Raw genomic sequence first — 13,663 nt, forward strand, 5'->3', positions numbered from 1 at the left:
GCTCCGGTTCTCTCTGCGCCTTCAACTATGAAGAAATCGGGGCCACCGTGTCGGATTCGGTTTGGGCCGGTTATCTGTTCCGCAGCAGGTCCTGCTCGACTTCCGCCAGCCTTCGCCAGATCGACCTTGGCCCAAATCGATCCGCGATAGTGTCTTGTAGCACTTTTGCGGGACGATCTTATTTCGACTGTAGAGGGCCGTTTAGAAATAGCCCGCTTCGTTTCGAGATTACTGGTCATTTCGGCGCAAAGCTTACGGCCGAGACGCGCCTGAAAATGCGCAAGCACCGCGGCAGGTCACCAACAACGGACGGATCAACGATCACGACGGCGGGATACCGCGCCGTAGATCTCGCTGGACGAACATCGCAATAATCGTGTCGAGACCTTTGTTGCTTTCAGCGGCGACCGCCACTATGAAGCGACGCTTCGCCGACTGTGTTTCACGCCGCCTGGAGAGTTTCATGACAGAAGAAGCCGAAAAAAACATCGACACCCTCATCGAGCTCACGGCCGATGTCGTCTCAGCCTATGTCTCCAACAATCCGATCCCGGTGGGGGATCTCCCTGCCCTCATCGGCCAAGTGCACGCGGCTCTGAAAGGGACGGCCCGAGGTGTCTCTACAGAAGAGCCGGTTGCCCTTACGCCTGCAGTCCCGATCAGGAAGTCGGTGACACCGGACTACCTCATCTCCCTTGAGGACGGGAAGAAATTCAAATCGCTAAAGCGCCATCTGTCGACCCACTATGGGCTGACGCCGGATGGATATCGGGCCAAATGGGGCCTGCCGGCGGATTATCCCATGGTCGCGCCGAACTACGCCGCGGCGCGCTCGTCATTGGCCAAGACGATGGGGCTCGGCCGCAAACCGAAAGCGCCGGAAGCGCCGGAGCCGGCGCCGACGAAGCGAACCCGCAAGAAGGTCGCGGCTTGATTTCGGCAATCGAGATTCGTTCTGGAGCGTTGCAGACATCGGCTTAATCTGCGCGTCATATAAAAAGGCGGGGCCAACCCCGCCTTCCTTTCAAACAACTTTGTTTCATGAGGAATTCGCGACGCCTGCAGCAATCTGCTGCCCTCAGTTTTTGCTCGCTCCTATCGAGCGGCCGTGAGGACCTCCGGACCTACGCGCCCACTCTTGCCAGGACGCAGGAGAAAATTTCAACCAGCTTTGCTGAGGCTGCCAGCGGAGGATTTGCCGGTGCGGCGATCCTGCTCGATCTCATAGTTGATCTTCTGGCCGTCAGCGAGGGTCGAGAGGCCCGCGCGCTCGACAGCGGAAATGTGGACGAAAACATCCGGACCGCCATTGTCGGGCTGGATAAATCCAAACCCCTTGGTGCTGTTGAACCACTTTACCGTTCCAGTAGGCATATACGTGTTCCTCCTTAACAATTGCAACGTTGGGCAGGCCATTAGGCCTGCCCGACTCATAGCCGAGACTTGGGCGCAGCAAAAAGCGAAAAATTGTTAAGCCCCGATCAGCTGGCGCACTCCATTTTGGCCGTAGTCGCCAGCAAGCACTGTCCTACACTACCGCTCGAGCATGGCCGGAAGCGCCCGATCCTTCCAACGCTCCTCAGCGCCACGTCTATGGCTGGTGCTTGGAGGCACGGGACGTAAGGCCGACCGCTGCTTGTGCCGCCAGGTCAAAGGCCGGGTAGTTCACGGAGCTACCTTCGTGCATAACGGGTTGGCAAGCGCTTGAAGGAGTTTCGAATTGGATTGTTTCAAGAGGGTCGAGGGGTTGATCGATGCCACCAGCGTGGAAGCGATCGATAACGCGCGCGTTTTGCTGGACCAGTTCAAGGGCAAGTCAGAAACAATCGCCCAAGCGATCGATGACTTCCTACTTGATTTCATGACCTTGCTGTTTGTGGTAGAAGCTACCCGCGAGCGGTTCCACAATCCGGCGAGGCGGTTGGCGCGCATCAGATTGAGCAGGATCAGGCTGTTACTCACCCGATGCTCTTGACCTTAGGGACCACGCCGCCAGGGATGCGTTTGCAGCCGCAAAGAAGGCAAAATCTGTTCGCCGGGAAACCGAGCACAGCCAGGCGGTATTTACGCAGATGAATTCGATCGCGACCGCCAAATTCTCCTGTTTGGTACCCAGCGACGACGGCAAGCGCGGACAGCTTCGGTGCTGCTGTCCTCCTGCGACAAACGTGCCTGCATACCCCCCATCCACGGCGAGCTCGACGGTTGTTTCTCACGTTTGACCAAGGTCCCGCGCAAACACTCCCCTTTCCCGCAGCAACTCATCAGGCTCAACGGCCTCGCGGCAGGCGCATTACACCAGAAGCGCGCAACCGCATCGTTTTTTCACGCCCGAGTCCTACGATCTTCGTTTTCCAGCGCCTCGCGGATATCGCCCAACTCGCCGATTTTTGGATCAGATCCGTCCTAGCGCGCGAGCAGGCTCCGCGCTCGAGTTGGCTGGGCTGCTCACGCCTCTGCCCTTCAGCATCGACCCGGTCTGGCTGTCGAGGACAGGGTTCCGCTGGGGCGACCAACATCTCCATTCTCACCGTCAGTGCAGCGGCCATTCGAAGCGCATCCTATACCCCTCCCCGGCAGCGCGCCCAATCGTCTTCCGAACGAAGAAGATATTCTCAGCCGCGCGCGCGTCGCGTTCGGCCCTGTCCGATGTCAGACAATGTCGGATGCGCAACATGGCAGAGCCCGATTTGTTCACTGCCTTGAACGGTTTTCTGATCTGGCACGGTGCATGCTTGGTCATCCGCAAGGCGTCTCGGACCAAGGAGAATCCGTCCCATGATCACCTCACCAAGAAATACCGCCGCAGGTCTCCTGGGTCCATCCAAAGATGAGGCTCGGGTAAGGCCTGGCTCCATGAAGAGCTTATTCATCTGGCTCGGCGCTACCCGCCGATCCTCCCACGCGGGGAGACGGGGACGCAGCGCCTTCATCAAAATTAGGGACAAATCACTTTGCCTCGAACCTTGCCTTTCGACCAGCCACCACAACCGGAGCCATCGATCGTCCGCCTGGCTGCGCAACGCGTTCATTGCCACCGCGCTGGCCCTGGTGACGACCGCTCCGGCTCTGGCCGCCACTGCCGGCGGCAAGGTGACGGATTTTCTGCTCGACAACGGCATGGAAGTGGTCGTCATCCCCGATCACCGCGCGCCGATCGTCACTCATATGGTCTGGTACAAGATCGGCAGCGCCGACGAGCCACCCGGCAAATCCGGCCTTGCCCATTTCCTCAAGCATCTGATGTTCAAGGCGACGACCAACCACGCCGCCGGCGAGTTCGACCGAGCCGTCTCAGCCATCGGCGGCTACAATAACGCCTTCACCGCCTATGACTACACCACCTTCCTCGAGACGGTGGCGCCCTCGGCGTTGGGTGAGATGATGGGGTTCGAGGCCGATCGCATGTTCAACCTCATCCTCAACGACGATGATATCAAGACCGAGCGCGACGTGATCCTGGAGGAGCGCCGTTGGCACAGAGAGACGAACCCGCATGCTCTGCTGGACGAGGAGGTCAACGCGACGTTGCGGCAGAACCAGCCCTACCGCATTCCGGTCATCGGCTGGATGCAGGAGATGGAGAAGCTGAACGGCACCGACGCATTCACCATCTACAACAAATACTACCGACCGAACAACGCCGTGCTGGTGGTGGCCGGCGACGTAGAGCCTGAGACGGTGAAGGCGCTGGCCGAGAAGACCTATGGCAAGGTTGTGCGCGGGCCGGACCTGCCCCCGCGCAACCGTCCGGTCGAGCCGGAGCAGAACACCAGGCGCACAGTGACGCTGACCGATGCGCGCGTTTCGGTGCCGAGCTTTTCCACTCAATGGGTGGTGCCGTCCTATCATACGGCAGAGCCCGGCGAGGCCGAGGCGCTCGACCTGCTGGCCGAGATCCTCGGCGGCGGTAACCGCAGCCGGCTATATCAGGAGCTTGTCGTCAAGCAAGGCATAGCCTCGGCGGCCGGCGCCTCCTTTCAGGGCACCATGCTAGACGACACCAATTTCACCATCTCCGGCTCGCCGCGCGGCGATGCAAAGCTCGTCGATCTCGAAGCGGCGGCCGTTGCCGAAGTCGCCCGGATCGCCAAGGATGGCGTCACCAGCGACGAGCTGGACAAGGCCAAAGACCGCTATATCCGCTCGGTGATTTTTGCGCACGACGAGCTGGACCATATCGCCAACATTTATGGCAAGACGCTCACCACCGGTGGCAATGTGAAGGACGTGCTCGAGAGGCCGGACCGCGTCCGCAAGGTCACTACCGACGAGGTCAAGGCGGTCGCCGCGCGTTATCTGGCGCTCGACCATTCGACCACAGGCTATCTTTTGCCGCAGCAACAGGCGGGGAATTGATCATGAGCTCCATCCCCATGCAAATGCGCCGGCCGGTCTTCCCTCGGCGCGCCTTCGCCACCCTGTTCCTCTCCATCCTCTTTCTCGTCTTGCGGGCGCTCGCCGGCTAAACGGGATCTGTTTAAAGCCGCGAGGAGCGGTTTTCGCGGGCCTTGCCAGGCATTTGCCGGTTCAGGCGTCATTATTGGGGTGCGCTCCTCCTCAGGCCAGCCTCTCTTCGAGTCGATAGAGTCGCCGATTCGTGGTCCGCAGATTGTAGGCGCAGGCCACCAGCATCCACTCCGCGCGGCTGGCGAAGCCGATGTCCGTTGTTCAATCGTTCGACTAGTAGAACCGCGAGGCATCTCCTAGCGTATTCAGGTATTCTCCCTTTCCAGTTGGGTACCGTGGTCTACCAGCTGTCTGGCCGAGGCCCTATAAGGAACCCGGACGTCGCGGAGTACACACCGCACCTGCTATGTATACCTGCTGCGTTGAGGAGGAATCCGGTATTGCCCCTGTGCCTGCCGATGATCCGTCACCTGAGATGCCCTGACCTGTTTGGACCCATTGATCGCCTGCCGGCACTTGGCACGCGGACTAGCGAGCGGATATTCGAGGTCCTCAACCCGTCGACTGGCGAAGTGCTGGCAGAACTACCCGACATGGGTGTCGAGGAGACATGCGCTGCGATCGACAAGGCCTATGTCGCTCAGCCTGGATGGGCAGGGTTGACCGCACGTGAGCGCAGCGAGGTTCTATGGCGATGGCATCAGTTGATCATCGACCACGCCGACGATCTCGCCGAGATCCTCACCGCCGAGATGGGCAAGCCGCTTGCAGAAGCCAAGTCGGAGATATCCCATGCTGCGGCGTACCTGCAATGGTACGCCGAGGAGGCCAATCGCGTCTATGGCGAGACGATCTCCGCACCATCGATGGACCGCCGAATGCTGGTAATCAAGCAGCCCATCGGAGTTGTTGGCACGATAACGCCATGGAATTTCCCGGCCTCGATGGTGGCGCGCAAAATCTCGCCAGCCTTGGCGGCGGGCTGCACGATCGTCCTCAAGCCCGCTGAACAGACGCCGCTCGTGGCGGGAGCAATGTTCGCCCTCGCCCATCAGGCTGGCTTTCCCGAAGGCGTCGTCAACCTGATCTATGCGTCCGAAGGTGACGCGGTCGGCCGCGAACTTTGTACCAATCCCAAGGTCCGCAAGATCAGCTTCACCGGGTCGACTGAGATCGGGCGCCTTCTCATGCGCCAGTGCTCGGACCAGATCAAAAAAGTCAGCCTTGAGCTCGGCGGCAATGCACCTTTCATCGTCTTCGATGATGCCGATATCGATGCCGCGGTTGACGGTGCGATCCAGGCGAAGTTCCGCAATGCCGGCCAGACCTGCGTTTCGGCGAACCGCCTTTACGTCCAGTCGGGCGTTCACGACGAGTTCGTCGAGAAATTCGTGCAACGGGCTCGCCAACTTCAAGTTGGTGACGGTTTCGCTCCCGGAGTGGACATCGGACCGCTCATCGACAAGCACGCTTTGGCCAAGATCGAATCCCATATTGCCGATGCCGTCGCCAAAGGCGGCGCAATTCAATGCGGGGGCAAACGTATCGGCACGAATGGCACGTTTTTCCAACCGACAGTCCTGACCGGTGTCTCCAGCGAGATGACCGTCGCGCAAGAAGAGACATTCGGGCCGCTGGCACCGATTATTCGCTTCAAAGATGCGGATCAGGTCGTGCGTGAGGCCAACGACACGATTTACGGCCTCGCGGCCTACTTTTATGCCTCCAACCTGAAGCGTGTCTGGCGTGTGGCCGAGGCCTTGGAATATGGAATGGTCGGGGTAAATACCGGCCGGATGTCTTCAGAAGCGGCGCCGTTCGGTGGGATAAAACAGTCCGGCATCGGGCGGGAGGGATCCCGCCATGGCCTCGAGGACTACCTCGAAATGAAATATCTCTGCATGGGCGGCATCTGAATTTTCGGCTTGCAGGGTTCACAGACCGGGTAACCTAGCGAGCGATCTCCAAATTGTGAATTGTAGGATCGCTCCTCGATTGGGAACTGAGGGGCGGCTCCGTACCCGAGCAAACACGCAATCCTGAAGGAGCACCCTGGCTGGGTTTATCTCTCGACGAGACAAGCGTCTGCATTGTCGGCGACGACGGCGTGCATGTGACGGAGGATACGCTTGCGAGGGATTTGGCGGCCCTCGCCGAGTATCTTCAGGCGACGGGCTGTCGTTGCGCGGGTCTGGTTGGAAGCTTGTGCACCATCGCGATCGTGAACGCTGGTTGTGCGCAATATCCGGTTTCTGGGGCAGAATTTTGAACCTGCTACCTTCCGATTGTCAGTAGCTCACTTGTTCTTCGGCCGACTGCCGCGCCGGTACAGGCTCGGCCAGAATCGAAGATACCATCAGGCAGGCGTGCGCATTCGACATTTCCGGTGATCGGCGCACGATCCAGGGCGCGCCAGGTTGACCAAGCGCCTCGAACCGCATGACAGTCTTGACCGGCTGGAGGACGGAAATCCCGCGATGCCGAAGAGGTTGGTCATCGAAGTCGAGCCCACACGGCATTTGCGGCACGAAACAGCAAGGGCTGGGAAGCGATCGGCCGAGCGGTCCTCGAAGGCGCGGGCCAGGGTGTCGACGATGCGTTGGTTCAGGTCCGCCAATCTGGTCTCTACCGTCTGATAGCGGGTTCGGTCGCCAGTGACAGCGAGTAAAGATATTTGGCATCATCGGCTTTGATTGCCGCGCAGATCTGGTCGAGATTGGGATAGCTCACTGATGCACCTTTGGGCTCACAGTGCTTCCTCCTCATCGAGATGAGGATTGCCGGATTTGGCGTAGAACACCAACACGGGTCCGAGATCAAAGCGCGTCCCGGGCGCAAGGCGCTGGACGGACCGGGGCCATGTTTCGGTTGAGACGCCATCGATGCCTCGCGCCAGCGTTCTGGCGAATCGGGGCATCAGCGGAGCGAGTGTCGCTGCCAGGATCGCAGCGGCCGTCGTCTGAAGGGCTAGCGAAGTCCGATTGCGGGCGGGATAGAAACGTCGCGCCGCTGCATAGTCTTGCGCCCGACGGTAGATCACGCAATCGCGCACGAAATCGCAGACCTGAGCGGCCGCGCGCCGGACCGAGAAGCCTTCGTCCGAATAGGCGCGCTCCATCGCCGCGCGATAGATCTCTATCCGAGCAAAGAAGGCGCGGTCGACCGAGCTCCAGTCGCCTGCATCAGGTACACGGCCGGCAAAATCCTGCTTGATTTCCTGGTTCAACGCATCAAGCCAGTTCAGCCAAATCCCTTGGAACACCTCGTTCTCGGTGCGGCGCAGCGCGTCCAGCGTGAAATCCGTCCGCTCACCTTCCGGGCGTGTCAGGCCCAAATGGAGGCGCACGACGTCGACTGTCTTTGGGCTCAGAACCTCCTTGCCCCAGACCGCATGGCGGCAGCTGGTTGAGAACTTCTTGCCGTCGAGCAGGTAGAACTCGTTGACGTGATAGTGGATGCGTGGCGTCCAGTGGGAGAAGACCTCGGCGTAAAGAGCGGGGTAGAGTAGCGCGTGGTAGAACGAATTGTCGAAGCCGAAGAAATGGACAATCTGCCAGTTGTTGCCGGGCATCTCCGCCTTCCAGTCGCGACCCAGCAAGCGGCCGAGCGCCTGAATGTTGTAAAGAAAACCGAAGGCCATTTCCGGCCAGACCCAGATCACTTGCCCCGGGAACCCTTCGGCCGGCAGGCCCCAGTCCGAGGGGTGGGTAATGGGCACTGAAAAGTTGCCACGTCGGCGTAGGCGCGCGAAGAGATCCAAGATCCGTAGCGGGACGCCCGACGCCCTTAGATGCCGGTCGATATTGTCGTAGCATCGGTCCAAGGCAAGTTCCGGGCGGCGGACGGAGCCGACCAACGGCGCCTCGGCAGACTGCCGTGACCGGGCTGCGCCCAAGTCGTGGCAAAGGTTTGGGGCGCCGCATTCCTCGCAGATGTTGCCACCGGCGGAGCCGCCGCAATCGGGGCAAAGGCCGCTAACATCCGGCTCGTAAAGATAGTGGCCTGTCACAGCATCGAAAAGCGCAGGGCTCTGGCGCAGATCTACCGCCGTGCTGCTCAGAAGACTGCGGAAACACGCGGCTTGAAACTCGCCGTAACCGTCATCGCCCATTGTGGGTTGGAAGCTGTGGACGTCACAATCGAGAAGTGCAAGCGTGGCGCGAATCTCGTCGGCGTAGTAGCGCGCCACGGTTGCAGGCGTCGATTGATCGGCATCGGCGCGTGTCGTGACGTAGCTCTGGTTGTCATCGCTTCCAGTGAGGTGATATGCTTCGACTCCTTTCATGCGCAGGAAACGAGTATAGACGTCGGCGCCGAAATAGGGGCCAGAAAGATGCCCCAGATGCAGATCGCCATTTGGCGTTGGCGGCGTGGAGAAGACGAAGATCGGCCCGCGTGGAGCCGTGGTCTTTGCAGCGGCATCAAGGGCGGCCTCGCCGTCTCGCCAGTAGACATCGACGAAATCTAGGTCTTCGTTTCCGTCGTTGCGCAGCACATGCGCTTCAAAAGGGTGGAACAGAACGACATCGCCCGCCTCGACCGAGATTTCCCCAAGGTCGGTCCTGACCTTGCCCGCGCCAGACAGGACCACGAAGGCCTCGATTTCGTCGTGCCGATGGGGCTCGGATGTAACGCCCGGTGCCACCCTACCGAACGAAAACCCCGTGCCGGCGCTTCCCGTTCCAAGCGTGGCCATGTCGATACCGAACGCGCGCGACAGCCCGGTTCGAGAAAACTTGTGTTTGCGCATGACGAACCTAAGCTGTTGAAGCAGTGGTATCTTCGGTGCCAACGCAACAGCCTCCCGTGCAATTCGTGGAGAGAAACGGCCCGACCCATTGGCGACCCCGGCCAGGATAATGCAGCTCTGGGCCGCCAGGCGGGCGACGAGGGGCGGAGCCAGTCGGGCTGTAGGCGTCATAGACCGCCCTGCGACCACCTCCACAATCCACGTGCCAAAGCGTCCTAACGGGCTGCGGTCGATGCTCCGCGAGCCCGCAAATCAGAACGCCATACTCTCCGTGCACTTTTGAGCGGTCGATCAGTTTCGTGTGCATGCCTCCGCCTGGCTGCGTGAGCTCAATCGCGATAGAAAATGCCATTTGGGGGCTTGAGTTTGTCGAGATCGGCGACTTTGCCCTCGGGCGGGTTAAGGGCGCGCTTAAGCACGTTATATTCAGCGCGGGTCGGTCCACCGGTTGAAGCACGCTGGAACACCAAGTAGAGTGTCCGCCGCGAACGATTGCTTTTGTTCGGTCGTGAGTAGTGCGGTGCGTAATCGTCGAAGATGAAGATGTCGCCAGCCTTCCATACTACGGGTTCCCAGGAGAACATTTCGGCGACTTGAGGATCGATCACCCCATCGGCATCCATGGGAAACACCCCCTTCTTGTGGTTGCCGGGGCTGAAGAAAAGCCCGCCGTTTTCCGGGTCGGAGTCGTCGATGCCTATGGCAACCACCGCATGGACCATCCGGTCGGGGAGTTTGTGTGGAATGTGATAAATGTCCTGATGCGGGAGATAGCCGCCGCTGTCGGGGTAGTGGAAAATCAGCAACTCCTTGAGCCTGCGCGAATCTTCACCAAGCAAATCCTCGACCGCTGACTTTATGCGCTGATCTTCTAAGAGCAAACGACGCAATGGATCATGGAAGTCGAGAAAATTCTCGATCTTGGAGATGATCTTTCGATTGTCCGTCGTCTTCTCGAACCACATGAGCCATTTATCATCGCTGACATCCCAGCGTGACATATCTTCGACAAAAGTAGAGATATCTTCCTGAGCCGCTGGAGAGAAGAACCTTTCGAGCCTGACGTATCCGTCTTTCTGCCACTTTTCTCTTTGTGCATCAGTCAACATGCGAAAAGCCTCCTGTTGGAAAGACTGGTTGCTCGGACATCCCAATTAGGGCAGTCGGGCGCTGGTCAAGTTGCGGGTCCACGGAGACGGACTCACGTCATGTGGGACGGCGATGCTAAGTGCGTTCCGCTCCGGCGGATATTGTCCGCAGAAGCTCGGCGCGAGACTGCCTATGTCAGGCTCAGCCGGGTCCAGGGGTTCCGTAAACTGGGCCGGATCAATCGCTTCGCCCGGTCCAGCCACGACACGCATCGCTAAAGGGCGGCACCATCCGCTGACCGCCGACCCAGCCATGGCCACCAAGACCACGGCGCTCTTTCGAGTGAGCGACCTGGTACGGTCTTGACAACCGTAGGGGAAATGCACGGCCCCAGAATAACGCGATGCGCCGCTTGGTCCAAGGGCTTGTTCGGTCACGATGATTTCGGAGAAGCCTCCGGCCTTCGCCGCAGCGGAGGCGGACATCATTCCTAGGATGCCACCGCCGATGATCAAAAGTCTACGAGTCATATCCCGCTGCCCATTTCTTCGGCTGCGGCGGCGGGCCAGCTCTCGATCGAGGTATGGCTGATGAAGCCAGGATGCTCGGGGTTCGCGCATGGCGCGCGTCCAAGAAGGCTATCGAGGATGCGGCGCGCGCGCCAGGCCAGCAGGCTTAGGTTCGGATCGGCCAGGCCGCGCTGCCCGAGGCTCGCGTTTTGTACGAAGATGCGTCTGTCACGCGGTCCGTCCCAGCTCACCGAAAAATCCTCGCGAATAGCTAATTCATTGTCGATCTGCTCCAGCCGGTGCGCGATGGGTTCCAAGAAGTCTGGCACCGCGTTCTCGTAACCGGTGGCCAGGATGACGATGTCAGCCGTGACTTCTTCGACCTCGACCATGCCGTGCTGCAGGGTCAGCCTGTGACCCGCGCCGGCGTTGATGCAGTGCGAGACGGTGCAGCCCGGCCGCAGTGTAATGTCGCATCGGTTTGGCTCGAAAAATGCGTGGCGGTACAGCGCCTGATAGATCGCGCGCAACGTGCTTTCCGAAATGCCGTCCGAGGCAAGCACGAAACGCCGCAGGAGCAGCTTACGCTGCGACTCGCTCATCGCCGCGAAACGATCCGAAAAGCAGGGCATGAACAACTCGTTTGTGAACGGGCTGTCGTCGAGAGGCAGGTAGTTCTCACGCTGCGAGACCCAAGTGATCGAGGCAGGCCGCCGTTCTTTCGGCAGGCCGACAAGGTGCAACATCACCTCGGCTCCCGACTGGCCTCCGCCAACCACGCAGACATGCTTTCTTCGCACCTCAGGATGGATGTGCAATAAAACAGATGAGTGGAACAGGTTGCGTCCAGTCCAGCCCTGAAACTGAGGCGGAATTTGCGCCTGCTTGCCAATGCCGACCACGACGTTTCTGGCGCCGAGAACCGCCTTATCCGTCCGCACCCGAAACTCGCCGTCAAAGCGGATTTCGTGCACGGTCTCGCCCCCACGGACAAGTGGGTTCCTGTGGAAGGCCCAGTTCAGGTACTGCTCAAACTCAGCTCTGAACACAGCCTCGAACTGTGCGTTCAGGAAGTGGTACAGACGCCCGTTCTCGTACAGGTAGTTTACGAAAGTGTAGGCTGATCGCGGATTCACCAGCGTGACCAGATCCTTGAAGTGGCTCACCTGGAGCTCTGAGGAATCGAAAGCGATGCCTGGATGCCAACGGAAATCGACTTGCCGATCCAGGAACAGCGCCCCTTGCCCAATTTGCTCGTGTATCTGACACGCAAGACTCAAATTGGACGGCCCAGCACCGACTCCAATGCAAGATTGCTCCACTTGCTTTGCTCCTATAGGTTTTTTCCCACCCGGCGGGTTGTTAGCGGCGAATATCGGCCATAGCCATTGGGCCCCCCTCGCGGGCGTTTTCGATCCCCGGTCCCGACCGGATTTGCGAGAATTTGTCCAGCGCGTTCGGTTGTCGAATGTAGACCGAGCATTCCAGCGCGGTGACAATCGACGGGTCATGCCGGCGACGTGGGTTGGGGGCATCGACGTATATCCTTTCCGCCCGCCTCGATGACCGCGACGTCGTCACGCGAGACGCTTTCCAGGCCCATTAAGGTGTTTGAAGCCGGCGTAATCGCCCGCCTCAACCATGACGCGCCGGCCTTTCGGCGGCTTGATGGCAGGCGAGAGCGCGGTTTTCACTGCGGCGACGGCATTTTCGGTGCGCATGATCATGGACGACCTATCTTTGATGGCGTTCGCAGAATCCCGCGCATGAGCCGTGCCAGAGAAGGAAAATTTTATTAAACAACGGGTTGGCGGATTCGCGATCCTGTCGGAAATCCGACATTGAGGGGGACGCCTCATGGCGGCGCCAAATTTGCCCGGCGATGTCGCCTTTTTCCGAATAGCTAATCGGGCAGATTCTGAACCAGGATACTTCTCTTGCCCGACAGATCGCGATTTGCCTTCTCCCATCGAGGGCATGCAGACCGAAGCGTCGGGCAATAGCGGCTGCCGTTTGGAATGCTCGGTGAAGGTCGGAGCTGTAGATTTCGAGCTGTTTCTGACCAACCAACGCCGCCAGACGTTCGGCCGTGGCCTCCGCATCACGCGAAATCAGCTACGGCGTGGCAGGTGGACAACCGCAAGATTGGCTTGATGCTCGCTATAATCCCATCTCCGATGACAATCGGCTAGATCACCATTGTGGGATTGAAGGCGCAGAAACCCGCCGGGAGGTAGCGACCCGCGTATTTCCTCGGGTGAATGCGATTGTGGATCGACCGTGCGCAACTCAGATCATTGTGACCCATGGCTTCACGCTTAGTTTCGTCATCGGGGCATGGATGAAGATACCGATTGATGGGGCCGGCTTCTTAAGCTTCCCCGCGAAGTCAGGAAGCATCACGCATCTGCGTGAATCTCCGGATTCTGGTAAAGAGCCGAGCCAACCCAAGGCGCTGCTTCTCGCCGCCGGAGAGGCGTACGCCGTTCTCGCCCAAAATGGGTCTGGAAGCCACCGGGCCAGCGCTCGATCATCCATGAAAGCATGAACGCAACAGGCACTTGAATCGACACCGACACACTGTCCGGGACTTATCAGTTATTCCCGGTCACCCCGAATATCTGGACGCCCTCGTCGCCGGAATAGGAGCTGAGGAATATGCCGGCAGTTAACCGCTCGTTAATCATGCGGGGCGTAGCCAAGAAGCGTCACTGCACCTTCCCAATCGAATGTGACCTTGAAGACCCGGCACACAATCCCTCCAGATTGGGTGCCGGCTCTTTTTGTTAGCGAGAGCAAGGGCTGAGAGGTAGTTCTGCATGGCGATGCTATCGTGTTGCCATGCGACGCCATCTTGAACTTGCAGAACATGGACTCGATCACATTTCGTGCGAGAGATGCGTAC

Annotated in this window: 11 protein-coding genes; 5 read left to right on the forward strand and 6 right to left on the reverse strand. The window is 59.5% G+C overall.

What is annotated here, in order from left to right; all coding sequences use genetic code 11:
• Positions 1 to 463 precede the first annotated feature (463 nt).
• Positions 464 to 934, forward strand: coding sequence for a Ros/MucR family transcriptional regulator (locus tag NKH43_RS22680; RefSeq protein ID WP_352615682.1), 471 nt, complete (start codon positions 464 to 466; stop codon positions 932 to 934).
• Positions 935 to 1,161: 227 nt separating this feature from the next.
• Here NKH43_RS22680 and NKH43_RS22685 read toward each other — a convergent pair whose 3' ends face one another.
• Positions 1,162 to 1,374, reverse strand: coding sequence for a cold-shock protein (locus NKH43_RS22685; RefSeq protein WP_023679670.1), 213 nt, complete (start codon positions 1,372 to 1,374; stop codon positions 1,162 to 1,164).
• 373 nt (positions 1,375 to 1,747) lie between these two features.
• On the opposite strand from NKH43_RS22685, the gene NKH43_RS22690 reads away from it, so the two are divergent.
• The 3 genes from NKH43_RS22690 to NKH43_RS22700 all read left to right on the forward strand — a co-directional run bounded on the left by NKH43_RS22690 (position 1,748) and on the right by NKH43_RS22700 (position 6,326).
• Positions 1,748 to 1,975 (forward strand): hypothetical protein, encoded by a 228-nt coding sequence (locus NKH43_RS22690; protein ID WP_352473851.1) that lies wholly within the window; start codon positions 1,748 to 1,750, stop codon positions 1,973 to 1,975.
• Positions 1,976 to 2,856: 881 nt separating this feature from the next.
• On the forward strand, positions 2,857 to 4,359 hold the full coding sequence (locus NKH43_RS22695) for a M16 family metallopeptidase (protein WP_084641661.1): 1,503 nt from the start codon (positions 2,857 to 2,859) through the stop codon (positions 4,357 to 4,359).
• Positions 4,360 to 4,868: 509 nt separating this feature from the next.
• Positions 4,869 to 6,326, forward strand: coding sequence for an NAD-dependent succinate-semialdehyde dehydrogenase (locus NKH43_RS22700; RefSeq protein ID WP_502906506.1), 1,458 nt, complete (start codon positions 4,869 to 4,871; stop codon positions 6,324 to 6,326).
• Positions 6,327 to 7,156: 830 nt separating this feature from the next.
• Here the strand turns inward: NKH43_RS22700 and NKH43_RS22705 are convergent.
• From NKH43_RS22705 to NKH43_RS22725, 5 genes are all read right to left on the reverse strand, one after another.
• On the reverse strand, positions 7,157 to 9,160 hold the full coding sequence (locus NKH43_RS22705; protein ID WP_352859974.1) for a class I tRNA ligase family protein: 2,004 nt from the start codon (positions 9,158 to 9,160) through the stop codon (positions 7,157 to 7,159).
• Between the two features lie 329 nt (positions 9,161 to 9,489).
• On the reverse strand, positions 9,490 to 10,269 hold the full coding sequence (locus NKH43_RS22710; protein WP_352859976.1) for a phytanoyl-CoA dioxygenase family protein: 780 nt from the start codon (positions 10,267 to 10,269) through the stop codon (positions 9,490 to 9,492).
• Between the two features lie 506 nt (positions 10,270 to 10,775).
• Entirely contained in the window at positions 10,776 to 12,080 is a 1,305-nt protein-coding gene (locus tag NKH43_RS22715; protein WP_352859978.1) for a lysine N(6)-hydroxylase/L-ornithine N(5)-oxygenase family protein, read from the reverse strand.
• A gap of 255 nt (positions 12,081 to 12,335) precedes the next feature.
• Positions 12,336 to 12,485, reverse strand: coding sequence for an iron-sulfur cluster assembly accessory protein (locus NKH43_RS22720; protein ID WP_352468291.1), 150 nt, complete (start codon positions 12,483 to 12,485; stop codon positions 12,336 to 12,338).
• Positions 12,486 to 12,492: 7 nt separating this feature from the next.
• A complete protein-coding gene (locus tag NKH43_RS22725) occupies positions 12,493 to 12,828 on the reverse strand; it encodes a hypothetical protein (RefSeq protein WP_352859980.1) in 336 nt (111 codons plus the stop codon).
• Positions 12,829 to 12,847: 19 nt separating this feature from the next.
• On the opposite strand from NKH43_RS22725, the gene NKH43_RS22730 reads away from it, so the two are divergent.
• The gene (locus NKH43_RS22730; RefSeq protein WP_352859982.1) at positions 12,848 to 13,306 is read left to right on the forward strand and encodes a histidine phosphatase family protein; all 459 of its coding nucleotides are present in this window, start codon (positions 12,848 to 12,850) and stop codon (positions 13,304 to 13,306) included.
• Positions 13,307 to 13,663: the final 357 nt, after the last annotated feature.

Source organism: Mesorhizobium sp. M1163 (assembly GCF_040318415.1).
Classification (GTDB): domain Bacteria; phylum Pseudomonadota; class Alphaproteobacteria; order Rhizobiales; family Rhizobiaceae; genus Mesorhizobium.

What these genes read in the sequence shown, in the direction of transcription:
- NKH43_RS22685 (WP_023679670.1), bottom strand. Translation starts at nt 1,374, where the DNA reads ATGCCTACTGGAACGGTAAAGTGGTTCAACAGCACCAAGGGGTTTGGA.
- NKH43_RS22700 (WP_502906506.1), top strand. Translation starts at nt 4,869, where the DNA reads ATGATCCGTCACCTGAGATGCCCTGACCTGTTTGGACCCATTGATCGC.
- NKH43_RS22720 (WP_352468291.1), bottom strand. Translation starts at nt 12,485, where the DNA reads ATGATCATGCGCACCGAAAATGCCGTCGCCGCAGTGAAAACCGCGCTC.
- NKH43_RS22695 (WP_084641661.1), top strand. Translation starts at nt 2,857, where the DNA reads ATGAAGAGCTTATTCATCTGGCTCGGCGCTACCCGCCGATCCTCCCAC.
- NKH43_RS22705 (WP_352859974.1), bottom strand. Translation starts at nt 9,160, where the DNA reads ATGCGCAAACACAAGTTTTCTCGAACCGGGCTGTCGCGCGCGTTCGGT.
- NKH43_RS22710 (WP_352859976.1), bottom strand. Translation starts at nt 10,269, where the DNA reads ATGTTGACTGATGCACAAAGAGAAAAGTGGCAGAAAGACGGATACGTC.
- NKH43_RS22680 (WP_352615682.1), top strand. Translation starts at nt 464, where the DNA reads ATGACAGAAGAAGCCGAAAAAAACATCGACACCCTCATCGAGCTCACG.